24 protein-coding genes (1 of these 24 running past the window's edge) are annotated in these 23,393 nt (G+C 62.4%); 13 read left to right on the top strand and 11 right to left on the bottom strand.

The window, feature by feature from the left end:
- Positions 1-32 precede the first annotated feature (32 nt).
- The 4 genes from JO965_RS21515 (at position 33) to JO965_RS21530 (ending at position 4,204) form a co-directional block, all read left to right on the top strand.
- The gene (locus tag JO965_RS21515) at positions 33-1,082 is read left to right on the top strand and encodes a ligase-associated DNA damage response exonuclease (RefSeq protein WP_203444301.1); all 1,050 of its coding nucleotides are present in this window, start codon (positions 33-35) and stop codon (positions 1,080-1,082) included.
- Positions 1,079-2,959 carry a cisplatin damage response ATP-dependent DNA ligase gene (locus JO965_RS21520; RefSeq protein ID WP_203441024.1) on the top strand — a complete coding sequence of 627 codons (1,881 nt, stop codon included), beginning with the start codon at positions 1,079-1,081 and terminating at the stop codon, positions 2,957-2,959. Before JO965_RS21515 ends, JO965_RS21520 begins: the two co-directional genes overlap by 4 nt.
- Positions 2,956-3,405, top strand: a complete 450-nt coding sequence (locus JO965_RS21525; RefSeq protein ID WP_203441025.1) for a secondary thiamine-phosphate synthase enzyme YjbQ — start codon at positions 2,956-2,958, stop codon at positions 3,403-3,405. The genes JO965_RS21520 and JO965_RS21525 overlap by 4 nt, the downstream gene beginning before the upstream one ends.
- Before the next feature lie 127 nt (positions 3,406-3,532).
- Positions 3,533-4,204: a response regulator transcription factor gene (locus JO965_RS21530; protein ID WP_203441026.1), complete on the top strand. Its 672-nt coding sequence runs from the start codon at positions 3,533-3,535 to the stop codon at positions 4,202-4,204.
- On the opposite strand, the gene JO965_RS21535 is transcribed toward JO965_RS21530, so the two are convergent.
- Complete coding sequence (locus JO965_RS21535) at positions 4,201-5,142, bottom strand: alpha/beta hydrolase (protein ID WP_203444302.1); 942 nt, start codon at positions 5,140-5,142, stop codon at positions 4,201-4,203. The genes JO965_RS21530 and JO965_RS21535 overlap by 4 nt on opposite strands.
- A 95-nt stretch (positions 5,143-5,237) precedes the next feature.
- On the opposite strand from JO965_RS21535, the gene JO965_RS21540 reads away from it, so the two are divergent.
- Together JO965_RS21540 and JO965_RS21545 are read left to right on the top strand one after the other, a co-directional pair.
- A complete protein-coding gene (locus JO965_RS21540; RefSeq protein WP_203441027.1) occupies positions 5,238-5,501 on the top strand; it encodes a DUF6460 domain-containing protein in 264 nt (87 codons plus the stop codon).
- A 17-nt stretch (positions 5,502-5,518) separates the two neighbouring features.
- Positions 5,519-6,862: an MATE family efflux transporter gene (locus tag JO965_RS21545; protein WP_203441028.1), complete on the top strand. Its 1,344-nt coding sequence runs from the start codon at positions 5,519-5,521 to the stop codon at positions 6,860-6,862.
- A 6-nt stretch (positions 6,863-6,868) separates the two neighbouring features.
- Here the strand turns inward: JO965_RS21545 and JO965_RS21550 are convergent, their stop codons facing one another.
- Both JO965_RS21550 and JO965_RS21555 read right to left on the bottom strand, forming a co-directional pair.
- Positions 6,869-7,954, bottom strand: a complete 1,086-nt coding sequence (locus JO965_RS21550; RefSeq protein WP_203441029.1) for a quinone-dependent dihydroorotate dehydrogenase — start codon at positions 7,952-7,954, stop codon at positions 6,869-6,871.
- On the bottom strand, positions 7,951-8,295 hold the full coding sequence (locus JO965_RS21555) for a DUF952 domain-containing protein (protein WP_203441030.1): 345 nt from the start codon (positions 8,293-8,295) through the stop codon (positions 7,951-7,953). Before JO965_RS21555 ends, JO965_RS21550 begins: the two co-directional genes overlap by 4 nt.
- 154 nt (positions 8,296-8,449) lie before the next feature.
- Between JO965_RS21555 and JO965_RS21560 the strand changes: the two genes are divergently transcribed.
- Positions 8,450-9,082: a helix-turn-helix transcriptional regulator gene (locus JO965_RS21560; RefSeq protein WP_203441031.1), complete on the top strand. Its 633-nt coding sequence runs from the start codon at positions 8,450-8,452 to the stop codon at positions 9,080-9,082.
- 6 nt (positions 9,083-9,088) lie between these two features.
- Here the strand turns inward: JO965_RS21560 and JO965_RS21565 are convergent, their stop codons facing one another.
- Both JO965_RS21565 and JO965_RS21570 read right to left on the bottom strand, forming a co-directional pair.
- Positions 9,089-10,822 (bottom strand): lysine--tRNA ligase, encoded by a 1,734-nt coding sequence (locus JO965_RS21565; RefSeq protein WP_203441032.1) that lies wholly within the window; start codon positions 10,820-10,822, stop codon positions 9,089-9,091.
- Between the two features lie 105 nt (positions 10,823-10,927).
- Positions 10,928-11,806, bottom strand: a complete 879-nt coding sequence (locus tag JO965_RS21570; protein WP_246776645.1) for a transporter substrate-binding domain-containing protein — start codon at positions 11,804-11,806, stop codon at positions 10,928-10,930.
- Between the two features lie 67 nt (positions 11,807-11,873).
- On the opposite strand from JO965_RS21570, the gene JO965_RS21575 reads away from it, so the two are divergent.
- Positions 11,874-13,703, top strand: a complete 1,830-nt coding sequence (locus tag JO965_RS21575) for a glycosyltransferase (RefSeq protein ID WP_203441034.1) — start codon at positions 11,874-11,876, stop codon at positions 13,701-13,703.
- Here the strand turns inward: JO965_RS21575 and JO965_RS21580 are convergent.
- The 3 genes from JO965_RS21580 to JO965_RS21590 all read right to left on the bottom strand — a co-directional run bounded on the left by JO965_RS21580 (position 13,700) and on the right by JO965_RS21590 (position 16,884).
- A complete protein-coding gene (locus JO965_RS21580; RefSeq protein ID WP_203441035.1) occupies positions 13,700-13,867 on the bottom strand; it encodes a hypothetical protein in 168 nt (55 codons plus the stop codon). The genes JO965_RS21575 and JO965_RS21580 overlap by 4 nt on opposite strands.
- Positions 13,868-13,934: 67 nt before the next feature.
- On the bottom strand, positions 13,935-16,124 hold the full coding sequence (locus JO965_RS21585) for an ATP-dependent RecD-like DNA helicase (protein ID WP_203441036.1): 2,190 nt from the start codon (positions 16,122-16,124) through the stop codon (positions 13,935-13,937).
- A 94-nt stretch (positions 16,125-16,218) separates the two neighbouring features.
- A complete protein-coding gene (locus JO965_RS21590) occupies positions 16,219-16,884 on the bottom strand; it encodes a trna delta -isopentenylpyrophosphate transferase (RefSeq protein ID WP_203441037.1) in 666 nt (221 codons plus the stop codon).
- Between the two features lie 362 nt (positions 16,885-17,246).
- On the opposite strand from JO965_RS21590, the gene JO965_RS21595 reads away from it, so the two are divergent.
- Positions 17,247-17,897, top strand: coding sequence for a hypothetical protein (locus JO965_RS21595; protein WP_203441038.1), 651 nt, complete (start codon positions 17,247-17,249; stop codon positions 17,895-17,897).
- A 134-nt stretch (positions 17,898-18,031) separates the two neighbouring features.
- Here the strand turns inward: JO965_RS21595 and JO965_RS21600 are convergent, their stop codons facing one another.
- The 3 genes from JO965_RS21600 to JO965_RS21610 are packed head-to-tail and all read right to left on the bottom strand — an operon-like array spanning position 18,032 to position 21,158.
- Entirely contained in the window at positions 18,032-19,033 is a 1,002-nt protein-coding gene (locus JO965_RS21600; RefSeq protein ID WP_203441039.1) for a metallophosphoesterase, read from the bottom strand.
- Positions 19,030-20,865: an AAA family ATPase gene (locus JO965_RS21605; protein WP_203441040.1), complete on the bottom strand. Its 1,836-nt coding sequence runs from the start codon at positions 20,863-20,865 to the stop codon at positions 19,030-19,032. Before JO965_RS21605 ends, JO965_RS21600 begins: the two co-directional genes overlap by 4 nt.
- Positions 20,862-21,158: a hypothetical protein gene (locus JO965_RS21610; RefSeq protein WP_203441041.1), complete on the bottom strand. Its 297-nt coding sequence runs from the start codon at positions 21,156-21,158 to the stop codon at positions 20,862-20,864. The genes JO965_RS21605 and JO965_RS21610 overlap by 4 nt, the downstream gene beginning before the upstream one ends.
- A gap of 290 nt (positions 21,159-21,448) precedes the next feature.
- Here JO965_RS21610 and JO965_RS21615 point away from each other — a divergent pair, with 290 nt between their 5' ends.
- From JO965_RS21615 to ssb, 4 genes are all read left to right on the top strand, one after another.
- Positions 21,449-22,051, top strand: coding sequence for a hypothetical protein (locus tag JO965_RS21615; protein WP_203441042.1), 603 nt, complete (start codon positions 21,449-21,451; stop codon positions 22,049-22,051).
- A 5-nt stretch (positions 22,052-22,056) separates the two neighbouring features.
- Positions 22,057-22,470, top strand: a complete 414-nt coding sequence (locus JO965_RS21620; protein WP_203441043.1) for a hypothetical protein — start codon at positions 22,057-22,059, stop codon at positions 22,468-22,470.
- A gap of 34 nt (positions 22,471-22,504) precedes the next feature.
- Positions 22,505-22,780: a hypothetical protein gene (locus tag JO965_RS21625; protein WP_203441044.1), complete on the top strand. Its 276-nt coding sequence runs from the start codon at positions 22,505-22,507 to the stop codon at positions 22,778-22,780.
- Between the two features lie 238 nt (positions 22,781-23,018).
- A protein-coding gene (ssb, locus tag JO965_RS21630; protein ID WP_203441045.1) for a single-stranded DNA-binding protein crosses the window boundary here: on the top strand, positions 23,019-23,393 show its 5' portion. Its footprint extends 123 nt past the window's final position; only the first 375 of its 498 coding nucleotides appear in the window; the start codon lies at positions 23,019-23,021; the stop codon falls past the right edge of the window.

Here is a 23,393-nt window from a genome sequence, read left to right on the forward strand (position 1 = left end):
GATTACCCATCCGGCAATCCTATATCGATCCCATGGCGCTGCGTTCCACCGACATCCTCACCCAGACCCCGCAAGGGCTCTATTGTCCCCTCGGCGACTTCCACATCGATCCGGTTCGGCCCGTGAAACGGGCACTGATCACCCATGGCCATTCGGATCACGCCCGATCGGGCCACCGTTCGGTCCTGGCGACGCGGGAGACCCTGCTCATCATGGCGGTGCGCTACGGCGCGGATTTCGCAGGCTCCACGCAGGAGGCTCCCCTGGGCGAGAGTCAGCGGATCGGCGAGGTGGATGTGCGCTTCACGCCCGCCGGCCACGTGCTGGGCTCGGCGCAGATTACCATCGAGGCCGGCGGCACCCGCGTCGTCGTTTCGGGCGATTACAAGCGCGCGGAGGACCCGACCTGCCTTCCTTATGAGGTCGTGCCCTGCGACGTCTTCATCACGGAGGCGACCTTCGGCCTGCCGGTCTTCCGCCATCCGGACACGCGCTTTGAGGTGCGCAAGCTCCTCGATTCTGTCGAACTGTTTCCCGAGCGCGCCCATATCGTCGGAGCCTATGCGCTCGGCAAGGCGCAGCGCGTCATGGCGCTGCTGCGCGAGGAGGGCTACGACAAGCCGATCTACCTCCACGGCGCCATGGAACGCCTGACCGAGCTCTACAAGTCGGAAGGCATCCCCTTGGGCGACACGCCGAAGGTCGCGGCCGCCGAGCGCTCGAAGCTCGCCGGCGCCATCGTGATCTGCCCGCCCTCCTCGATCCAGGACCTGTGGTCCCGCCGCTTTCCCGATCCGGTCACCTGCTTCGCCTCCGGCTGGATGCGGGTGCGGGCGCGGGCCCGGCAGAAGGGCGTCGAACTGCCCCTCGTGATCTCCGACCATTCCGATTGGGACGACCTCTGTCGCACGATCCAGGAGACCGGCGCCGGCGAGGTCTGGGTCACCCATGGCCAGGAGGACGCGCTGGTCCATTGGTGCACCACCCATGGCATCAGGGCGCGACCTCTGCACATGCTAGGCTACGGCGACGAGGAGGCGGAGGAACCGCAAGCCACCGCGGCCGAGGGGAGCGCCGCATGAACCGCTTCGCCGCCCTCCTCGACCGTCTCGGCTACGAGCCGCGCCGCAACGCGAAGCTGCGGCTGCTGACCGACTATTTCCGCCATACCCCGGACCCGGACCGCGGCTACGCGCTGGCCGCCATGACCGGAGCGCTCATGTTCAAGGAGGCCAAGCCTGGTCTGATCCGCGGGCTTGTCGAGGAGCGGACCGATCCGGAGCTGTTCCGGGTGTCCTATCACTATGTGGGCGATCTGGCCGAGACCGTGGCGTTGATCTGGCCGTCCCCGGGGCATGAGAGTGTGGCGCTTCCCTCCCCCTTGCGGGGAGGGGCAGGGGTGGGGGTCGAAAAGCCAGAACGGGATGCGGACAGTATCTTCGCAACCGGTCCTGCCAGTGCCTCTCAAAGCGGCCGCTTACCCGGTCCAACCACCCCCACCTCCAACTCCTCCCCGCAAGGGAGAGGAGAGATCGGGCCCGGCCACAACAACCCGCCGCCCCATGTCCCGACCCTCACCGAGGTCATCGAGACGCTCGCCACCACGGGCAAGAGCGACCTGCCCGCGCGGGTTGCTGCGTGGATGGACGCGCTGGATGAAACCGGACGCTGGGCGCTGATCAAGCTCATCACGCGTGAGCTGCGGGTCGGTGTCTCAGCGCGGCTTGCCAAGACGGCAGTCGCCCAGCTTGGGCAGGTCGAACCCGACGAGGTCGAGCTGATCTGGCATGGGCTGGAGGCTCCTTACGAGGATCTTTTCGCCTGGGTCGAAGGCAAGGGGCCGAAGCCCGAGACCAGCAATCCCGCGCCCTTTCGCCCGCCGATGCTCTCGCACCCGCTGGAGGACGAGGATTTTGGCAAGCTCGATGCCGACGAGTTCCTGGCGGAATGGAAATGGGACGGCATCCGCCTCCAGGCGGCTTCCGGCCACGGCAGCGACGGGCGTCCGGTGCGGCGGATCTATTCCCGCACCGGCGAGGACGTGTCCCGCGCCTTTCCCGATCTGGTCGAAGCGTTGAACTTCGAAGGCGCCATCGACGGCGAGTTGCTGATCGTCCGCGAGGGCCGGGTTCAGAGCTTCAACGTGCTGCAGCAGCGCCTGAACCGGAAAGCCGTGACCCCGAAACTCATCGCCGAGTTTCCGGCGCATTTGCGGGTCTACGACATCCTGTTCGAGGGCGAGGAGGATTTGCGTCCCCTCCCCTTCGCCGAGCGGCGTAAACGCCTCGAAGCTCTCGTCGCCCGCATCGACGATCCGCGCATCGACCTCTCGCCCATGGTGCCGTTCTCAAGCTGGGAGGACCTCGCCGCCGCCCGCTCCGACCCGGCCTCCGTCGGCGCCGGTCCCGATGCGGATGCCATCGAGGGATGCATGATCAAGCGGGCAAACAGCCCCTATCTCCCTGGCCGCCCCAAGGGTTACTGGTACAAGTGGAAGCGTGACCCTTATCTCGTCGACGCCGTGATGATGTACGGCCAGCGCGGCCACGGAAAACGTTCGTCCTTCTATTCCGACTACACCTTCGGCGTCTGGCGCGACGGCCCCGGCGGCGAGGAACTGGTGCCGGTCGGCAAGGCCTATCACGGCTTTACCGACGAGGAGCTCTTGAGGCTCGACCGCTATGTCCGCAATCACACGGTCAACCGCTTCGGCCCGGTTCGGGAGGTGGAATACGGCAAGGATCGGGGCCTCGTGCTGGAGGTGGCCTTCGAGGGGCTGCAGCGCTCGACCCGGCACAAATCCGGGGTCGCCATGCGTTTCCCCCGTATCAACCGCATCCGCTGGGACAAGCCAGCGGCCGAGGCCGACCGGATCGAGACCCTGGAGAAGATCCTGGAACGGGGCGAAAAGGAGGTCTATCCGCTGCAGGACAAGGAAGCGAAGAGGCAGAAGGGATGAGGATCGACACTCTCTCTGCAGGCGACGTGACACAGCAGGCCAGCGGCCAGCTCCGCGTCGAGACGCTGGGCCAAGGCTTGACCGAGGTCACCGATGCGGTGGCGCATTGGGTCTCCGGCACCGGCATCCGGCATGGCCTGCTGACCGTCTTCTGTCGCCACACCTCGGCCTCGCTCCTGATCCAGGAGAATGCCGATCCGGATGTTAGACGGGACCTGCTCACCGCCTTCGATCGCCTGGCGCCCCGGAATGCGAGCTATGTCCACTCGGCAGAAGGCCCCGACGACATGCCGGCTCATATCCGAACGGTACTTTCCGGTGTGTCCTTGAGCATTCCGGTGGTCGAGGGCCGGATGGGCTTGGGAACCTGGCAGGGGATTTACCTTGCTGAGCACCGGGACAGGCCTCATCGGCGGGACCTTATTTTTCACCTGATCGGGGCGTAATCCACATGATGGGATGTGACGCCTCCGTACTTTCCCCTAGAATAGCCAAGGTCTTCGATTGCCGCCTTGCTATTTCATCGGGGATGCGGCTAAGGCTCAAGCAAGCGTCTCGTGGGAGAAGGCACACGTGCAAAGTCAAACCACCACGATCATCATTGCCGATGACCATCCGTTGTTTCGCGGAGCGTTGAGGCAGGCCGTCGCCTCCACCATGCCCCAGGCCCGGGTGGTCGAGGCGAGCGGCATGGATGACTTGAACGCCACGCTGACTCAGGAACGGGACGTCGACCTGATCCTGCTCGACCTGACGATGCCGGGCGTTCAGGGCTTTTCCGGCCTGATGTCGCTTCGAGCCCAATATCCCGAACTGCCCGTCGTGATCGTGTCCGCCACGGAAGAGCCCACCGTGATCCGCCGGGCCATGGATTTCGGCGCCTCCGGCTTCATCCCGAAATCCATCGACACCGACAGCATCGGCGGCGCCATCCAGGCAGTTTTGGCCGGCGATACCTGGACCCCGCCGGATGTGGACCTGTCCGCCTCGGAAGATGCGGAAACCGCCGATCTCGTCCGCCGCCTCGGGACCCTGACTCCACAGCAGGTGCGCGTCCTGACCATGCTGTCCGAGGGCCTGCTCAACAAGCAGATCGCCTACGAGCTCGGCGTCTCGGAAGCCACCGTGAAGGCCCACGTCTCGGCCATCCTCGACAAGCTCGGCGTCGACAGCCGCACGCAGGCCGTCATCGCCGCCTCGAAGATCGGCGTGACCCAGCGCCCCTCCCCGGCCGGAGCCGATTAAAGCTTCTCGATAAACTCATCGATCCGCGACAGCGCCTGCTCGGACAGAGCGCTGTCGAAGCGGATGAACACGTGGCAGCCGCCCGGCCAGATGGCGAGATCGGCCTTGTTCCCGGCCTCCACCCAGCGCGAGGCCATGAAGAGCGTGTCGTCGAGGAGCATGTCCTTGGTGCCGACTGAGAACAAAGCCGGCGGCAGGTCCTTCAGGTCGGCATAAAGGGGCGAGAGGTCGGGATCGCGACGATCAGGGACATGACCGCAGAAATTGTCGGCGAAGACCTTCACGTCATTCGTGTTGAGGATCAGCCGCTCGGTGCCCCAATGCCGGACGCTCGGCGTCAAAGATAAATCATAACAACCGGCGAACAGGTTAGCACCTCGGAACGGCTTCAGGCCATGCCTGTCCCGCAGGCGCAGGATCGTCACCGCCGAAAGATGGGCGCCGGCCGACTCGCCGCCGATGAACAGGCGCGAAGTGCCGAACCGGCTCTCCATCTCGCGAATGACCCAAAGGGCCGCTGCCTCGCAATCGTCGGGCGCGGCCGGATAGGGATTCTCAGGTGCAAGGCGGTATTCGACGGACACGACCGCCAGCCCGCAACGCTCCGCCAAGCGGTCGAGCCAGGGATCCTGCTCATCCGCCGTGCCCCAGGTCCAGCCGCCGCCATGGATGTGGAAATAGACGCCGCGCGGATTGTCCGGGGCGATGATGCGCAACGGGATCGGACCGGCCGGCCCATCGATGGTGATCGTCCGGGCTTTGCCGCTCAAGGGCATCAGAGGGAAAGGCCCCAGCCCCTGGCGCCGCCGCTCCCGCACAAGGGCCGGCGGCACGGACATCGGATCGGGCAGAACGGCGAGCTTTGCCACGATCTCAGCGTTCTGGGCTCGGATCTCATCGCTGATGGCCGAGGGGTCGAAAAGGGCGGGATCGATCATGCGAAGCTCGGATTGGGTTGCGTTCATCGCCGGCCCTTGCGATGAAGCACACGCGAACACCCAGGTCTAGTTAAGCTTTCTGACGAGATGAGGACATGTCCAACCTGAACCGTTTTCTCGGCGGCTCTCCCGGCTCTGTGCTGGTGAGGCTGATTTTCCTGTCTCTGCTCGTCGGCGCCTTCTTGGCCTTTTACGAAATCACGCCGTTCGAACTGATCGAGCGCCTGTTCAACTGGATCGCCTCCGTTTTCGATCTCAGCTTGGAGACGGTTCTCAAGGTCGGCCGCTGGATCCTGTACGGCGCGGTGATCGTCGTGCCGCTCTGGCTCATTTCCCGCCTGTTCAGCAACCGGCGCTGAGACTTTCGAGGCTGATCATGGACGGCTCCCCGACCGCTCAGCGGCTGGACATTTCCCATCGCCGCATGCTGGCCCTTGCGCTGCCGATGACCCTGTCGCATGTGACGACACCCCTCTTGGGCCTCGTCGATGCGACGGTGATCGGGCGGCTCGGCGAGGCGCATCTGCTCGGAGCGGTGGCGCTGGGGGCCGTGATCTTCGATTTCGTGTTCTGGAGCTTCGGTTCCTTACGCATGGCAACCGCCGGCCTGACTGCCCAGGCGACCGGCGCCGGCAACCGGCACGAGGTCGACCTGACGCTCGCCCGCGCTTTCCTGGTGGCGGGAGTTATCGGCCTCCTGCTGATCCTGCTGCAATGGCCCATTGCCGCCGTCGCGTTTCCCATGGCAGGCGCGAGCCAGGCGGTGACAGAGGCGCTTTCGACCTATTTCTTCATCCGCATCTGGGCCGCACCGTTCACGCTCGCGAACTATGTCATCCTAGGATCCACCCTCGGGCGCGGCCGAACGGATCTCGGTTTGCTGCTGCAGGTGGCAATCAATGTGGCCAATATCATCTTCACGATGGCGCTGGTGCTCGGCTTCGGTCTCGGCATAGCCGGTGCTGCTACCGGCACGGCTTTGGCGGAAGTGCTGGGCGTCGGACTTGGCATCGTGGTCCTGCGCCGTCTCGGCTCCAATCCGCTCGCCGTCACATGGCATGAGGTCCTGAACCGGGCGGCGATGCTGCAGACGCTCGCCATGAACCGGGACATCATGATCCGTAACGTGGCGCTGATCCTCGCCTTCGCGACCTTCAGCGCGCTTGGCGCGCGCTCGGGCGATGTCACGCTCGCGGCGAATGCAGTGCTCTACAACATGTTCCTGATCGGCGGCTATTTCCTCGACGGCTTCGCCACCGCCGCCGAGACCCTGTGCGGCCAGAGCATCGGTGCCCGGGACGAGCGCGGCTTCCGGCGCGCCATCAACTTGAGCCTGGGATGGAGCCTCGGCTTCGGACTTGCCGTTTCGGGTATCTTCCTGATCGGTGGCGGGTTCTTCATCGACTTCGTATCGACGAATCCGGAGGTGCGGTCCTACGCACGAGAATACTTGGTTTTCGCGGCTTTGACGCCATTCTTCGGCGCCGCCGCTTTCGCCTTCGACGGCATCTACACGGGAGCCACCTGGACCCGGTCCATGCGCGATCTCATGATGATCGCCTTTGCGATCTACGGCGCCATTCTTCTGGTCGCGGGCCATCTCGGCAACACCGCGCTCTGGATCGCCCTCCTGACCTTCCTGAGTGCAAGAGGTCTCGGCCAGTTCGCCCTTTATCCCAGATTGGCGAAGAAGACCTTCGCCAGCATGTCCGGAACATAGAGATCCTCAGAATCGACCCTGCGCGATCGCCGATGCATCTCTACCGAGTGCTTGCACCAGTGACGTCTTTTCGTGCGCGAGTATATGCAGCAACCCGCTCTTGATCTCACCGACGAGACCGGGGCCCTTGTAGACCATGGCCGAATAGAGCTGCACCAAGCTTGCTCCTGCCCGGATTTTCGCCCAGGCGGCTTGTGCGGAATCGATGCCGCCAACACCGATGAGTGGTATCTTGCGCTCGACGCGCAGGAATGCCTCGGCAAGAAGCTTGGTGGACGGCACGAACAATGGCTTGCCTGACAGACCGCCCGTTTCCGTGGCGAGCGCTTTTTCCTTCAGGCTGTCGGGCCGGGCAATGGTGGTGTTGGAAATGGTCAGCCCATCGATGCCGCGCTTGAGCGCCGTGGCGACGATCGCATCGAGCGTGTCGAGCGAAATATCGGGCGCAATCTTCAACAGAACGATCGTCTTCTTGCGTCCCTGATCCGCCTTGTCGCGCGCCTCCATGCTGCGGGCGAGAAGATCGTCGAGAAACGCCTCGCCCTGCAGGTCGCGCAACCCAGGCGTGTTGGGCGAGGATACGTTGATCGTCAGGAAATCGGCCAACCCGCACAGGCGCTCGATACACAGAACATAATCGGCGATGCGATCCGTCGAATCCTTGTTCGCGCCGATATTGACGCCGACGATGCCCGGACGTCCGCGACGGCTTGCGAGCCGCCGGCGCGCCGCATCGAGCCCCTCGCTGTTGAGGCCGAACCGGTTGATCACGGCCTCATCCTGCGGCAACCGAAAGACCCGCGGCCGCGGATTGCCCTCTTGCGGCTTCGGCACCACGCCGCCGAGTTCGACGAAGCCGAAACCAAGACCGAGAAGCTGGTCGGGTACTTCGCATTGCTTGTCGAAGCCTGCGGCAAGCCCGACGGGATTGGGAAAGTGCCGGTCCAGCACATTGACCGACAGTCGCGCATCGTCCGCGGGCGCGGGCGATATGGGCATCAGCGACAATCCACGGATCGTCAGTTGGTGCGCGGTCTCCGCATCGAGCGCATGGAGAGCGGGTTTGGCCAGGGAAAAGAGAGCGCCGATCATCGGGGAAGATCCGGAAAAATGTGCTGCCCATCCGCGCCGAGAGGCAGCGGCTTCACCCAGCGGACAGCAGAGAGGGATAGCGGAGCATAGAGATGCGGGAATAGGTCACCGCCGCGGGAGGGTTCGTAGCGAAGGGCTTGGCCCAGCGAATCGCCATCGATGGCGATCAGCAGCAGATTGTCCTGCCCGGAAAAGTGCTTCTTGGCCGTCTCGCGGACCTGTTTTGCCGTTGAAAAATGGATGTACCCATCCTGGATATCGACGGGTGCTCCTTCGAAGGATCCGGCTTTTTCAGCCTCCCGCCAAAGAAAAGCGGGGCAGATTTTATAAATAATGTGCATGAAGTCTTCGCTAGCCTTGCGTCACATCAGGAGCAACCCAAATTAGACATATTGTCTCAATAGTCTGTTGGTAGTTGTCTCAGGTTTCGAGTACACTTAATTCCTAATTATAGGTTCGCTTTCATTTATTTCGCTCCTAGCGAAGGTTAGTCCGATGTTATCTCACGAGCGCGTGTGGGCTGCTATTGATGCGTTGGCATCACGTCATGGCATGACCGCATCAGGACTGGCTCGCAAGGCTGGTCTCGACGCGACCAGCTTCAATAAATCGAAGCGCGTGAGTCCCGAGGGCAGAGAGCGCTGGCCCTCCACGGAGTCAATCTCGAAAATCCTGAAAGCCACCGGCGCGACCCTGGAGGATTTCCTCCGCCTCGTCGAACCCTCAGGCTCTTTACGCCGATCCATGATCCCGCTGATCGGCATGGAAGAAGCAGCAACCGGCAAGATCTTCAACGAAGAAGGCATGCCGAGCGAAGGCCCGGGCTGGGACGAGATCGAATTCCCCGATTTCGGGCAGGAGAAGGTCTTCGCCCTCGAAGTCACGGGCGATGGCTTGGCGCCTCTCTACCGTGACGGCGACATCCTCATCGTCTCGCCGACCGCCAGCACCCGCAAGGGCGACCGGATCGTCGTATGCACGACCGATGGGAAGATCCTGGCCAAGGAGCTCAAGCGCCGCTCGGCCAAGACCCTGGAGATGACGTCCCTCGCCAAGGACCAGGAAGACCAGGTGATCCCGGCGGAAGAGATTTCCTGGGCCGCCCGGATCATGTGGGCACGGCAGTAAGCGCTTTTAAGCCGCGCGGCCGGCTTCGCGCTCCTTCAAGAATGTCTCGTGGTCGCGCACCAGATCGCCGTTGAGCGCTTTTTCGATCAGCGCACGCGTCTCCTTCACGCCATAGAGAGCCACGAACGAGCCGAAGCGCGGGCCGCGGGGCTCACCCAGAAGCACCTGATAGATCGTGTTGAACCACTCGATGGATACGCCCGGGCGCTCGGGCGTCGCGCCCTTGGCCTTGAGATCCTGATAGCGCGGCTCGGCCCGGCCCACATTGTAGATCTCTTCCTGGATCGCCTCCGCGGTCGCGGGCCGCTCTCCGGTCTCGAAGGAGCCGAGCACTTCCTCAAGCCGGCGTAGAGAAGCCGCCTCGACCTCGTCCGCCAGACGATACGCCTTCTGCGGCTTCACGAAGTCCTCGAAATAGCGACCGGCGCGCTTTACCAGGCTGTCGAGGCGCGGATGGGTTTCCGGCGAGACGCCCGGTGCATAGCGGCGGATGAACCCCCACAGCACGTTGGGATCCTCGGAATTCGCCACGGCCACTAGGTTGAGCAGCATGGAGAAGGAAATCGTCGTGCCAGGCTGGTTGGCGCCGCCGGAGGCGACCAGCTCGGGAGCCGGCGGCTCACCCGCGTGGAGATGCCAGACCGGATTCATCAGACGCGCCTTGGCATCCTGCGCCGGATATTTCTCCAGGAAGGTCAGATAATCGTCCACCTGCCGCGGGATGACGTCGAAGTAGAGCTTCTTGGCCTCACGCGGCTTGTTGAACATGAACAGCCGCAGGCTGTCCGGCGTGCCATAGGTCAGCCACTCGTCGATGGTCAGTCCATTGCCCTTCGACTTGGAGATCTTCTGGCCCTTATCGTCCAGGAAGAGCTCGTAGTTGAACCCGTCCGGCGGCAGGCCGCCGAGCGCCTTGGCGATCTCGCCTGAGAGCTTCACGCTGTCGATCAGATCCTTGCCGGCCATCTCGTAATCGACGCCGAGCGCCACCCAGCGCATGGCCCAGTCAGGCTTCCATTGCAGCTTGGCATGACCGCCCGTCACCGGCGTCTCAAAGCGCTCGCCGGTATCGGGATCGCGCCAGACGATGGTGCCGGCGTCGAGCTTCCGCTCGTCGATCGGCACCTGCATGACGATGCCAGTCTTCGGGTGGACCGGCAGGAAGGGCGAGTAGGATTGCTGACGCTCCTCGCGCAGCGAGGGTAGCATGATCGCCATCACGGCATCGTAGCGCTCGAGCACCGTGAGCAGAGTCTTGTCGAAGCGCCCCGCCTTGTAGCACTCGGTCGCGGACATGAATTCGTAGTCGAAGCCGAAGGCATCGAGGAATTCGCGCAGGCGTGCATTGTTGTGATGCGCAAAGCTCTCATGGGTGCCAAACGGGTCTGGCACCTGGGTCAGGGGCATGCCAAGAGCAGAGGCCACGAGTTCCTTGTTCGGGATGTTGTCCGGCACCTTGCGCAGGCCGTCCATGTCGTCCGAGAAGGCGACGAGGCGCGTGGGGATGCTGTCTCCGGTCAGCACCCGGAAGGCATGGCGCACCATGCTGGTGCGGGCCACCTCCCCGAAGGTGCCGATATGCGGCAGGCCCGAGGGACCGTAGCCCGTCTCGAACAAAGCCTCTTTCTTTCCCGTCCGTTTGAGCCGCTCGACGAGCTTGCGCGCCTCCTCGAAAGGCCAGGCATTGGCGGTCTGGGCGGCTTCAATCAGGGCAGGATCGAGGGTCAGGGGTCGGGACATGGGCCTAGTGCTTGCAGGAAAATGCTTCCAGAAGCGCGGCACACTAGGGATGAGACCCGTTAGGGTCAATGCGGTAAACCTGTCTGGTCCGAGGTAAAGGGACGCCTAGAATGGGCTGATCGGGAAGAAGCGCAGATAAAGCTCCGCGTATTTTCCTTCCTTCCAAAGCTGCTGCAGGGCGAAATCCAGGGCACGGCGCAGAGCATCGTCATCGGTGCGGGTGATGAAGCCGATCCCCTCACCGAAAAAGCGGCTCTCCAGATAAGAACCACCGGAAAAGTCGCAGCACCCGCCAGCCTCCTCTCCCCCTATCCAGAGAGCAAAACCCAGACCATCGGCAAACAGGTAGTCGACCTCGCCTGCCTTAAGGGCAGCCTGAGCCGCGGCTGCCTCCGGATAGGGCTTGAGGGTACTGCCCGCCATGAAGGCCTTCGCGAAGGCCTCATGGGCCGTGCCGCCGACGACACCGATGGTCTTGCCCTGAAGCGTCTTGGCGTCGGGAGCCGGCTGATTGCGGTCCCTGCGCACGACAAAGCGCGCCGGAATCTTGAAATACGGGGACGTGACGGCGAAGCGCCGCCTCAAATCCGCATTCACGGGAATGGCTGCAGCCACCACATCGCCCTGCCGTTCATTCAGAGCATCGAGCAGCATGTCGAAGCGGCGGACCTGAATAGTGCAGGTGAGGCCCAGGCGCTCGCAGGCGGCGCGGGCAAGCTCCACCGAAAATCCGGTTGGGCCGCCATCGAGACCCGGGAAATGAAGCGGCGGGAAATCATCGTCGACGAGAAAGCGGATCGTGCGGGTCGTCGGCAGGTCCGGCCGCTCAAGCTGCGTTCTTGGATCCCAGAAGTTCGGGATGTTCACGGCCTGAGCTTGAGCGAGGCTCGACGCCAAAAGCAGCGACAAGGCGGCCCCGATGAACCCGGAGGGCTTGATCTTCGATGGGAAGCGCGCGACCAATGTAACGATATCTCGAACCATAAACCGATATTCTCTTGCACGTGGCCCGGCACCCATCAAGACGACTTTCCGAAAGCGCCCTGTGCTCATGAGGCAGGGTCTAGCGGAGAGGCGTCCACAGTCAACAGCGCTGCCGATCGAGATCGGCTTTCTGGCTCATCACGGGTACTCGCCGGAAACATTACGCCAAGCCGCGATCCTCGCCGAATTCGCCGGTGTATCGGCCGACGAATTTCTGCTGAAGCATAACATCGTTCATGAGGACGATTTCTACCGCGCCCTTGCCGCCGAACTCCAACTGCCTTTTCTGGCAGCCCCTCGCCTGTCACGCTCGTCTGATTATCCCAACAGCATCCTGACGGGCATCGCTCCCTTGGCCGGTACGAAATCCGGGTTTGTGATGGCGCCTCGCGGCGCAGCACTCGCTCGTCTTTTCAGCACGTGGCCCAAGGGCCGGCCAGTTGCGATCTGTTCGCCATCACGGCTGAGAGACGCGGTCTTTCGCGCGCAAGCCCGGTGGATCGCCCATCGGGCTGCCTCGGATCTGGCCGAAAGGGCTCCTGATCTGGCAACCGATGTCAGCTATGCGCAGCTCGCCCTTCTCTTCACCGTTCTGACACCGATCTCATTCGGAATCGGCCACGCTCCCGGGGTCACTCTCGCGATCATAGGCACGGCTTTGGGCCCTCTGTTCCTGGGCATGATCGTTCTGCGGCTCGCGGCCTCGTTCCTGAAGAACCCCGTCGAACCGGAAACCCTGCCGCCCCGCGCCGAGGATGCCGATCTGCCGGTCTATACGATCATTGCGGCACTCTACCGGGAGAAGCGGATCGCTGCCCGTCTCATCCATGCCTTGTCGCGGCTCGATTATCCCGCGGCCAAGCTCGACATCAAGCTCGTGCTCGAAGCTGACGATGAGGAGACGCAGGAGGCCCTTCGAGCCATCGATTTGCCAGGCGATGTCGAGATCATTGTCGCACCCAAGGGCGAGCCCCGTACCAAGCCGCGGGCGCTCAACGTCGCCCTGCCTCTGGCGCGGGGCCGCTATACGGTCATCTATGATGCCGAAGACGTGCCGGATTCCGGCCAATTGCGTCTGGCCGTGTCCCGGTTCGCCAACCTGCCGCGAAACGTCGCCTGCCTTCAGGCGCGCCTAACCATCGACAATACGGACGATTCCTGGATCACGCGGCTCTTCACCATCGAGTATGCGGCGCTGTTCGATGTGTTCAATCCGGGACTCGCAGATATCGGAAGCCCTGTCCCCCTGGGCGGCACTTCGAACCACTTCCGCACAGCTGTCTTGAAAAACATCTTTGGTTGGGATGCCTGGAACGTCACCGAGGACGCTGATCTCGGTATTCGACTGGCGCGGCTTGGATATCAGGTGCAGGACCTCCCTTCTTCTACGCTCGAAGAGGCACCAGGCACCTTAAGGGCCTGGATGCGGCAGCGAACCCGCTGGATGAAAGGCTTTGTCCAGACTGCGACCAGTCATTCGCGCAAGCCTTGGGTCCTGCTCCGGCAATTGGGCATCTGGCGCTTCTATGGCGCTCTCGTCCTGACCTGGGGCATCGTGCTCAGCGCCTTGGTTTATCCGCTCTTTTCCGTACTGTTCTTAGGTTCGTGGCTTTTCGGATCGCCCGACCTGCATACCTCGCACTGGGAAGTCGCCGGTCGTGCTTACAGTCTGACGCTGTTTTTCTATGGTGCAGCCGCAATCACCATTCCGGCAATATTCGCCCTGCACAGGCGCCGTCTTTGGCGGCTTCTGCCCTGGGTGCTGCTGCTGCCGTTCTATTACGGGCTCGTGAGCGTCGCTGCCTGGAGAGGCTTATGGGAATTGGCGACAGCGACATTCCGATGGAACAAGACGAGCCATGGACACGCCCGGACCTCTCGAAGCGGATTGGTTTAGAAGCACCAGGCGAGCGTCGTCAGCACCAGATCGTTGAAGACCGCGCCACCGTGGCGCCACCACAGGAGACCGCCGGACACGACAAGACACAGGATTGCGCCGGCGATAAGCCCCATACGGGCCCGCCGTTCCTGCTGATCGGTTTGTCCAGTCTCGACGCTCATCCCTGCTTGTCCCAAAAGGCGCTGCGAGAGACCCAATATAGAGGCCCCTCGCGTCAAGGAAAAGAGTTCAGGCCTGCAACCAGTTCCGCAGCCTGGAGAGGCGCGGTTCTTCCTCGTGCGTAACAGCCTGGGCCAAGGCGGCGCGGCTTCCGACCAGGACGACGAGGCGGCTCGCCCGCGTCACGCCCGTATAAAGGAGCTTGCGCCGCAGCATGGAAGCCTGCTGCAGCGCCACCGGGATAATCACCGCCGGATATTCCGACCCTTGCGCCTTGTGGATCGTCACCGCATAGGCGAGCGCCAGTTCGTCGAGCTCCTTGAGGGTGTAGACCACGAGCCGATCGTCGAAGGCGACCGTGAGTTCCCCGTGATCCCGGTTCACTTCACGCACGATGCCGACCTCGCCGTTATAGACGTCCCGATCATAGTCGTTGCGAACCTGCATGACCTTGTCGCCGGGGCCATAGATCCAGCCGGCGCGGTGCAGGCTCTCGGGCCCTGGCGGATTGAAGATCTGCTGCAATTCGCCGTTCAGCATATGCGTTCCGAGCCGCCCGCGATTCATCGGGCACAGCACCTGCACGTCGCGCACGGGATCGAGACCGAACTTTCTCGGGATGCGGTCACGCATCAGGATCGTCATTTTTGCCATCGCATCGGCCGGCGTGTCGGCCTCGACGAAATAGAGATCCGAGTCCGGCTGGTGCGAGAGATCGGGCACGAGGCCGCGATTGATCGCATGAGCCACCGTGATGATGCGGCTTTCCCGCTCCTGCCGAAAAACCTCCTTCAGATGCACGATCGGGACGGCATCGGAAGCGATGATGTCGGAGAGAATCTGCCCGGGACCGATGGAGGGAAGCTGATCGACGTCGCCGACGAGGAGCAGGCAGGCTTCATCCGGCAGGGCGCGAAGAACCGCCGCCATGAGACGGATGTCGAGCATCGAGGCTTCGTCCACCACGAGGAGGTTGCAGTCGAGTGGCGCCTTGGCGTTGCGCCGGAACCCGCCCTCGGAGGCTTCGAGAAGCCGGTGCACAGTCTTGGCGGGAAAGCCTGTGCTCTCGGCCAGTCGCTTTGCCGCGCGCCCGGTCGGCGCGCAAAGAGCCACCTGCAATTCATGCTTCGTGCACAGATGTGTCAGGCTCCGGATGAGCGTGGTCTTGCCGACACCCGGACCGCCAGTGACGACAAGCACCTTCGCCTGACAGGAGGCGATGAGCGCCTCGCGCTGACTGACCGAATAGAAGACGCCCGTGGCGGCCTCGGCTTCAGCGACCACCTGCGCGGGATCGAGCCCGCGCCAGGGGTGGAAGCCCTGCGCGATTTCCTTCAGACGCTGCGCGATGAAAAGCTCGGCGCCGTAAAGGCTTTTGAGAAAGATGCAGCGATGTCGATCGAGCTCGTCGGCGACGAGCTGGCCCGCCGCACATTGCGCATCGAGCACCGGTGCTAGCTGAGCCTTCGGCACTTCAAGCAGAACGCTTGCCTGCTGCAACAGCGCTTCGGCCGGCAACCCGGAATGTCCCTCCTTCACGGCCTCGGATAGAACATTGGTGAGCCCGGCCTGTAGCCGGATGTCGGCCGTCGGCGCGATGACGAGCTGCATGGCGACCTGATCGGCCAGCGTGAATTCGAAACCGGGAATGTCGAGGGCAAGCCGGTAGGGATTGGCCGAGATGATGTCGATGGCTCCGACGCCATAGGCGCGGTAGATGCGCGTGAGCAGAAAGCCGCCGATCCCATGAGCATTGAGGAAGGTCGCGATGTCCTTCAGGGCGCGATGCTCGGCCCAGGCCTCGCCGATGCTGAGCGCCCTCGCCATGCTGATGCCGTGTACGCGGGTCAGCTCGTGCGGCTTCTTCTCGATGACGTCGAGAATGCGCGATCCGAAGGAAGTGATAAGCCGTTGCGCAAGTGTAGGACCGACACCTTTCAGGAGACTGGAGCCGAGAAAGCGCTGGAGATCTTCTGCGGTCGCCGGGGCCGAGGTCTTCAGCTCATTGGCACTGAACTGAACACCATGATTGCGATCGTGTAACCACTCACCGCTCGCCTCGACGACTTCGCCGATGGCGACCGATGGCGCATGGCCGACAACGGCGACGGGCTTGCGGTGCCCGCGCGCCTTGACGCGCAGCACGCAGAAGCCGGTCTCATCATTGTGAAATGTCACACGCTCGATGGAGCCGACGAGGTGTTCGGAGAGGGATAAAGCGTCCTGACTGGCCGCAGTGAGAGCGGAGGATTTCGGCATCGATCAGAAAGACCAGGAGCGCCGGGACGCTTCCGCGGGAAGAAAAATGGACGAGATGACTTTCAAGTCATCTCGTCCATGATCGCAGCGAAATTTAGGCTGCCTTCTTGGTCGGCCAGCCGAGTTCAACGAGACGCGCCTTAGCGAAGTCGCGGATCTCGTCGCGGATGCCTTCCGGCAGATCGGCGAGAATCTTCTGCGTGTCGGCATGGAGCATCAGGTCCGTGACCGCATTGATGGTTTTGGCCTTCTTGATCTTCGCCTTCAGATCATCCTCGATCTTGCCCTCGGTAGCCGTCACTTCAACCTTGCCTTTCTGCGGCTCGGTCTTCTCAAGTTCCACATGCGGATCGGCATAGCCTGGACGGCCCTGCTTGAACTCGTCGGCCTCTTCCTCGGAATAGACATAGCCGTGCAGCTCGATGAGCTTGAGGATCACACGGTCCTTCGCGCGCTTTTCGGCCATGGCATAGACATAGGCCGCCTGCTTGCCGGAGACGCGGTAGTTCACGCCGATCAGCGCCTCGCCGATCGACCATTCGACGCGATCGCCCATATGGCCGGTCACCTGGATCACGGCCTCGTCGCGCTCGGCGCGAATGATCTTCGGTTCGTCGAAGACGACCTTCGCCTGGGCGGCGATACGCTCGAGGGTCTTGTGATAGATGACGGCCGTGCCCTGGACGCGCCAGACGTTCCCGGCCATCGGCTCGCCGAATTTCGCAAGCACCTCGGAAATCTTCTTGTCCGTCGTATTCATCCTCGATCCTAACTTTCTCAGAGGCCCGCAAATCGGTGACGCGCTCTTGTCGCAGCCTTGTCTCGGCAGGCGCGTTCGTTGTTTGTTCTATACCAAATTTAGGGCTCTTGGTCCACTTTTACGCGCGCGCGATGGAGAAATATCTCCATATTTATCAGTCACTTAAATCATGCGCTATTTTGTCCTAAGGACGTGAAGCTGAGCCTTAAGATGGTGCGGTGACATCCTGTCTTCGAGAGCCGCCGAAAGTTTGACCTCCATCATATCGTTCTATATATGTTCTCATCACATAGTGAGGTTATGAGCTACCGGAATGCTGGGTGGCCTGGCCGTCTTTTTGAAAAGCCAAGCTGGAGGCTCCGATGTCCGCGCAAGCGCTCCTCGACCTTTCGGACCGGCGCCCTGCCCGCCGCCCGGGAACACGCCGGGCGCAGAAGCGCCCTTCCATGCCACTCACGCGCAACGCTTTGATCGCGGACTATCTCGCGCTTTGCGAACTGGATGCCGAAGTGGAATCCCTGCGCGCGCCCGCCGATCCGGCCACCTTTGTCATCGGCGAGGAGACCGTCGAACATGTGGCCGACTTCGAGATCGTCAGGGATGGCACGGCCTATCTGGTCGACGTGATGACGGATGACGACCTGCTGAACCATCCGCTACGTGCCGCAGCTATCCATGGCATCACCTCTTCGGACGGCAAGCCCTTCCTCATTGAGACAGCGGCCAGCATCCGGGCCGAGCCGCGCTTCACGACCATGCGCCTCATCATGGCCTGCAAACGCACACCTGTGACGGCTGGCGACCGGGTGCGCGCTCTGCATCAGCTCGACGAGATGGGAACCATGCGGCTGGTGGATTGCGCCAGCGCCGTCATGAACACGCAGGATGGCGTGGCGGCGATTCTCGCGCTGGCCTGCGAGGGACTGATCGCGGTCGATATCAGCCGCCCCATTCTGCCGGAAACGCAGGTGCGCCGTCGCCGCCTGCCCTACACCGATCCGTTTGCTTTCTAGAGCATCGGACCCACTTTTGGGTCCGATGCTCCACTCTTTGAAGAGCGCATCGTTGGGTGCGGACCCGAAGGGCCGCGTCAGCGAAAACCGGATCCACTTTTCACTGACGTGGCCCTCTGGGTCCGCACGATGCGCTAAGACTGAGCGGCGTGGCGCTCCACCGCCTCGCCGAGAAGTGAGCGCACGATGGCGCGCACCGCATCCGGCGTATCGTCAGCCGCGAACTTCGCCTCGATCTCGTCGCGGATGATGGATCCGTCGCCACTGCGCTTCAGCTCCGTCGAGGATTCAGCCTGTAGCAAAGTGACGAAGGCGCTCTCGATCTCCTGCGCCACGACATCACCGTCGGCCGCGTCGACCACACGTCCGGTCAGATCGAAGACATTGCTTTCGAACGGCAGCGCCTGCGGCGTCAGTTCGCCACCAACATCCAGGATCCAGGCGCGTGGAACATGATTCACGAGATCGACGGACTGGCGCGTGATATTGCCGGGATTCATCCAGCGCGTCCGGCCGGCCAGAATGGATTTCTGCGCCTTGTGAATGTGCCCGTTGATCAGAACATCGCAGCCCTCGACGGCAAAGGGCGGCACCGCTCCCGGATAGCCGCCGTCAAAGGCAATGTCGTGATGGCTGAACCATGCATGGAGATCGACGCCGGAGAAGGAGCCGCGCGCATCGGTCGGGATCGCCTGGCCGAAAGGAGTCATGCCGATGCCGATGCGCTGTGTGCCGACCTGGAACTCGGTCACGGGAGCCGATGTCGCGACCACATCGACCACATCGCATAAGCCCAACAGTGCCAGCGAGTCGCTGTCGGTGAGTGTCGTGTGCTGGATATCGTGATTGCCGACATTGACGATGGGCCGATGGCGAAAGCCTTTGAGAACGCGGATGAGCTGGTTCTTGAGTGCTTCATCGGTCTCGACCGGCCGGTCGAACAGATCGCCCAGGATCACGACCGCAAGCTGCCGTTCGTTGGCGATGGCGACGCAGCGCTCGAGCTTGCCGAGTACGGCCTGAGGCCAGACGACATCCTTGCGCCGCCCCGGACGTCGTGAGCCCACATGCGGGTCCCCGATCACGAGGATACCGTTGCATTGGATCGCGGGAAGACGATCTCCGGACAGGATCATGCGGTCAGCCGCTCCGTCGGCGTGGAGGAATGAGAGGAATGGGCGTGATGGTCCAACAGGTTTTCCGGATTCACCGGCGAGCCGCAGGTGGGGCATTGACCGCCTGTTTCCTCGATGAGCCGCGCCATCTCGATCTGAACGGATGTGATTCCCTCGTCGACCTGCGCAATCCGGCTTTGAGCCAGCAGAGACGCACTGCTAAGATCATTCATACGCTTCAGGATGTTTTGTGCCGAGGAAGTCTTTTCAAGGTCGGGCACCGAATGGGGCAGGCTTTGCAATGCCGTCAGACGCGCCTTGCTTCGGGTTAGATCACGGTTGAGCCGAAGCATGCGTTCTCCGAGGCGCTCACGCTCACGGGAGCGCTCGATCCGACGCGTAAGATCCGTCAGCCTCTCCGCGCCGGGCAGTTGCTCAGTGATCTTGCTCCGCGTCTGTGCCCGGCCCAGCAAGCCCTTGAATTCCGCAAGCTGCGATGCGCGCTGCTGCAATCTCTGCAGGTGTGCGGAGACCGTCTTGAGATTCTCCGCATGTTCACGAGCAGCAACCAGCTTCTCCTTGAGAATATCGAGCTCCCTCAGCCCTTCGAGCGTCTCGCCGAGTGCAATCAGCTCTCGCTCGCCGTTACGCACGAGATCGTTGTCGCGCCGGCAGCGCTCGCGATGGATGAGGAGCATGTCGCGGATATAGCCGGCCTCCTGTCCGATCGACAGAACGGCGGAACGGCGCGACGGCGTTTCACCCAGAAGGAACACGGGAAATTTCTGGTGCGCGATGTGAACGTCGAGATCTTCCACCTTGCGGATGCGGATGAGATCGGCGACCCAATCGGGAACGTTGCGTCCGCCGGTCTCGTAGCGCATGCCCTGCTCCTCGACGACGGAGCCATCGGCTTCATGCAGCGACCAGATATTGACCGGCGATCGACGGGGCTGGCGCGTGAAGCGCAAAATCCTGTTGCCTGCAACACCGATCTCGACACTCGCCGCCTTCGTTCCTGCGCGGACGAGGCTATCGCGCGCTTCGCCATAGAACACGGCGCGCAGCGCACGGATGAAGGTCGATTTGCCACGGTTGTTCGGGCCGATCAGCGCGTTCACCCCAGGGTTCAAGTGAAGCGTCGCATCCTGATAGGCCTGCACGTTGATGAGCCTGATGAAGCGCAGGCCCGGCTGTTCATCGTTCCAGGCGGCCCTGGTATCGGAGGTCTCGACCGTCACCCCGGAGGCAGGTTCGCCGACGATGCGCGCGATGTGGAACTTGCCCGAGAACTGGGACAGGTCGTGGTGCGAAACAGCGAGACACTGCACGCCAAGACGTGCGGCGCCGTCCTCCAGCACCCGATAGAAAGACGAGACGCGATCCGGCGCGATCCAGCAATCCGCCTCATCAAGGGCGAGGAAGCGGGCGACATCCGCCTTGACCACCGCGATGAGCCGCAGCGCCATACCGACTACGTTGGTCAGCGCGCCACCATTGTCCTCCAGCACATCCTCCAGGGAGCCGTCCGCGCGGCGCACGCAGATATCGAGCGCAGCCAGGCCGCGTTCGGTCGAGAGATCCAAGGCCACCGGCTTTTCGCCCGGCAGAACCTCCTGCACCAAAGCCGTCAGCAAGGTCTCAAAGGCGGACAGACTGCGACGGCTGGCAGAGCCGTGTACCGCTTCGATGAAGGCTTCCACCTCGTCCTTGACGGCAAGGCGGCCCTTGGCGAGTTCGATCGCGCGCGTCAGCTCCTCGCGACGGGTCCGCAAGCCATCACGTCGTCCTTCGAGGCGGGCGAGCGACGCTTCCGCCCGCGTCACATCGTGATCCATGGAGGGCCCGATCAACGCTCGTCTCCGATCTGCTTGAGACGCGTTTCAACCTCGCGCAAAGCCGCACCGAATTCGTCGGCAAGCTTGGCATTGCGGGCCTGCGCATCCTCGATCAGAGCCTGAATCTGGCCTTCATCGTCGGTGCCGAATTCGGACAGAGCGAGGGCCCGGACCTCTTCGAGTTCGCGCGCGAGACGCTCGGCCTCGCCTTCCGCCCGGATCCGCTCTGCCCGAAGCTTGTCGTAGGTCTTGCGCATCTCCTCCAGGCGCCGGAGCTGGTCCGTTTCGAGGCGGGTCAGATTGGTCATGGCGTGGCGAATCCGCTGTGTTGGAATGGTCGAGCTTCAGTTATCGCCAGCGATATTTCGTCGCAACGACTTTGCCTCTTTTTGAACGGGATCGGAGGCGATCTCTTCAATCCTGGCATCTGATCCTCCACATAGTATCGGTTACTCCAAGATTACAGACTTGACCTGCGGACTTTGCTTGACACAGAGGCCATTGAGGCTATGTTCTTCATTTGTTCGCATCCTCTGTATGCGTCGTGGATGTGACGCCATTAGGGCAGCCGCGCCTCACCGCATCAAAGGATCCCGCGATGACCGTCATGACGGAAGAACGACCGATCTTCGAGAACGAGGAATGGCTCGTGATCGAAAGCGGTCTTGAGCACAAGCGAACCGGCTACTTCATCGACCGCGAGAGCCTTGGACAGCGCCGGGAGGACGGTCTGTGGACATGGCCGTTGCATATGGCCGAGAAGAGCTGGTGTGCCATGCAGCCGTTCTCCGAAGCCTTCTCCCGTGCCGCTTCCGTTTACGGTGTCGCGACAGGCGCGGAGCTGGCGCAAACCCTCAAGATGGCCCGCAGAGAGATTGCGTCCTGGCCGAAGGCTACAAAGGGATCCAACCCCGTTCCGCTGATCCCGCGGACCTTGCATTCGCAGGGTGCAAATCCCATCTTCGTTGAGCCGCGCCCTTCTCAGAAACCGTTGAACGGTCAAGGTTTTCAGAGCCCAGAGGATGTATGGCGCATATGTCCCCAAACAGGAGGGCGCCTGTTTCTGAAGAAACCGCGCAACCGTCCCGAACGCCCGAGCCTGGCGCGGGAAGCCGACCTTCCATGGCGGGCACAGCGTCGGATTCGAAAGACCGGGACGAAGCTTGTCCAGCTGCTTCAGGCAGCCTGGACCATACGGTGAGATCAATGCCGAACTTTGGACTTGAAGAGACGATGCGCTATGGCGCGAGGGCTTTTCAGGGAGACATTGCCGGGACGGAGACAATGCTTCCTGAAACGGCGGATGAGTTCGCGCAGTACATCATCGAGGCGATCTGCCACGCAAGCGTGACGCCAGGCGTCGGCCGCCGCACATTTGAGCGCTGCATGCGCGCGCTTACCTTCGCCTCGACGGCTCGAGTTGGATTACGTCACCCAGCAAAGGCTGAAGCGATCGATAGGGTTTGGCACGAGCGCGAGCGCCTGTTCGAAGACTACAATACGAGTCCCGACAAGCTGCGCTTTCTCGCAACGCTGCCGTGGGTGGGACCCGTGACGAAACATTCCCTGGCGCGCCGACTCGGCGTCTATGCAGAGCATGGACAGCGGGCCGTCGCCTGAGACGCAACAAGAAAACAAGAAGAGGTATCACTCGATGGCCAAGGTCCGCGCAAGCGATGTCGGCTTCTGCGTTGTCGATGACAATGCCAATGTCATTGCCGATAACCTCGTTCGCCGCATCCGCGAGGCTGCCGCCGAAATGGAGGGCCAAGTCAATCGGCTTTATCGGGGCCGTCAGGCCTACGATCTTGAGGACGGCACCAAGCTCGACCTCAACAAGGCAATCGAGCAGCTGACCTATATGGCGCGCACCCTGCGCGAGATTCAGAGCGAGCAGTCTAAGGTGGTGTATCTCCAGGCTGCGGAATAACACCTAATCTGCCTAAAACGAAACGGGGAGCGTCGAGACATCGACGCCCCGTTTCATGGTCCTACTCACTCGACGAACGCCCTGCAGGCGCCTGTACGCCTCCCCTTGTGTTTCGCATAGAACAAAGATAGAACAATAGGCGATGCCTCTCATCGGGCAGGAGTGTGCAACCGACCTGAAAACGTGTGGCATCGCTGATGCTTCAGCCGTTCAGGAGAGATGAAGTGGAGAGGCCGTTATGGCTGGATCTGTGAACAAGGTGATTTTGGTGGGCAATCTGGGGCGGGACCCGGAGGTGCGGCGTCTGTCGAACGGGGAGCCGGTGGTGAATCTGCGGCTTGCCACGTCGGAGACGTGGAAGGACAAGGGCACGGGCGAGCGCAAGGAGAAGACCGAGTGGCACTCGGTGGTGATCTTCAACGAGAACCTGGCGCGGGTGGCGGAGCAGTATCTGAAGAAGGGCTCGAAGGTGTATGTTGAGGGCCAGCTGCAGACGCGCAAGTGGACCGACCAGAGCGGCCAGGAGAAGTACACCACCGAGGTGGTGCTGCAGCGGTTCCGGGGTGAGCTGACGATCCTGGACAGCCGCGGCGGCGGCGCCTCGGAGTATAGT

Source organism: Microvirga sp. VF16 (assembly GCF_016864375.1).
Lineage (GTDB): Bacteria > Pseudomonadota > Alphaproteobacteria > Rhizobiales > Beijerinckiaceae > Microvirga.

Coding starts and splice junctions, on each gene's coding strand:
- JO965_RS21620 (WP_203441043.1), top strand. CDS start 22,057: ATGCCGAACTTTGGACTTGAAGAGACGATGCGCTATGGCGCGAGGGCT.
- JO965_RS21590 (WP_203441037.1), bottom strand. CDS start 16,884: ATGAATACGACGGACAAGAAGATTTCCGAGGTGCTTGCGAAATTCGGC.
- JO965_RS21575 (WP_203441034.1), top strand. CDS start 11,874: ATGAGGCAGGGTCTAGCGGAGAGGCGTCCACAGTCAACAGCGCTGCCG.
- JO965_RS21565 (WP_203441032.1), bottom strand. CDS start 10,822: ATGTCCCGACCCCTGACCCTCGATCCTGCCCTGATTGAAGCCGCCCAG.
- JO965_RS21545 (WP_203441028.1), top strand. CDS start 5,519: ATGGACGGCTCCCCGACCGCTCAGCGGCTGGACATTTCCCATCGCCGC.
- JO965_RS21600 (WP_203441039.1), bottom strand. CDS start 19,033: ATGATCCTGTCCGGAGATCGTCTTCCCGCGATCCAATGCAACGGTATC.
- JO965_RS21585 (WP_203441036.1), bottom strand. CDS start 16,124: ATGCCGAAATCCTCCGCTCTCACTGCGGCCAGTCAGGACGCTTTATCC.
- JO965_RS21540 (WP_203441027.1), top strand. CDS start 5,238: ATGTCCAACCTGAACCGTTTTCTCGGCGGCTCTCCCGGCTCTGTGCTG.
- JO965_RS21555 (WP_203441030.1), bottom strand. CDS start 8,295: ATGCACATTATTTATAAAATCTGCCCCGCTTTTCTTTGGCGGGAGGCT.
- JO965_RS21595 (WP_203441038.1), top strand. CDS start 17,247: ATGTCCGCGCAAGCGCTCCTCGACCTTTCGGACCGGCGCCCTGCCCGC.
- JO965_RS21625 (WP_203441044.1), top strand. CDS start 22,505: ATGGCCAAGGTCCGCGCAAGCGATGTCGGCTTCTGCGTTGTCGATGAC.
- JO965_RS21570 (WP_246776645.1), bottom strand. CDS start 11,806: ATGGTTCGAGATATCGTTACATTGGTCGCGCGCTTCCCATCGAAGATC.
- JO965_RS21520 (WP_203441024.1), top strand. CDS start 1,079: ATGAACCGCTTCGCCGCCCTCCTCGACCGTCTCGGCTACGAGCCGCGC.
- JO965_RS21560 (WP_203441031.1), top strand. CDS start 8,450: ATGTTATCTCACGAGCGCGTGTGGGCTGCTATTGATGCGTTGGCATCA.
- JO965_RS21610 (WP_203441041.1), bottom strand. CDS start 21,158: ATGACCAATCTGACCCGCCTCGAAACGGACCAGCTCCGGCGCCTGGAG.
- JO965_RS21580 (WP_203441035.1), bottom strand. CDS start 13,867: ATGAGCGTCGAGACTGGACAAACCGATCAGCAGGAACGGCGGGCCCGT.
- JO965_RS21525 (WP_203441025.1), top strand. CDS start 2,956: ATGAGGATCGACACTCTCTCTGCAGGCGACGTGACACAGCAGGCCAGC.
- JO965_RS21550 (WP_203441029.1), bottom strand. CDS start 7,954: ATGATCGGCGCTCTCTTTTCCCTGGCCAAACCCGCTCTCCATGCGCTC.
- JO965_RS21535 (WP_203444302.1), bottom strand. CDS start 5,142: ATGATCGATCCCGCCCTTTTCGACCCCTCGGCCATCAGCGATGAGATC.
- JO965_RS21515 (WP_203444301.1), top strand. CDS start 33: ATGGCGCTGCGTTCCACCGACATCCTCACCCAGACCCCGCAAGGGCTC.
- JO965_RS21615 (WP_203441042.1), top strand. CDS start 21,449: ATGACCGTCATGACGGAAGAACGACCGATCTTCGAGAACGAGGAATGG.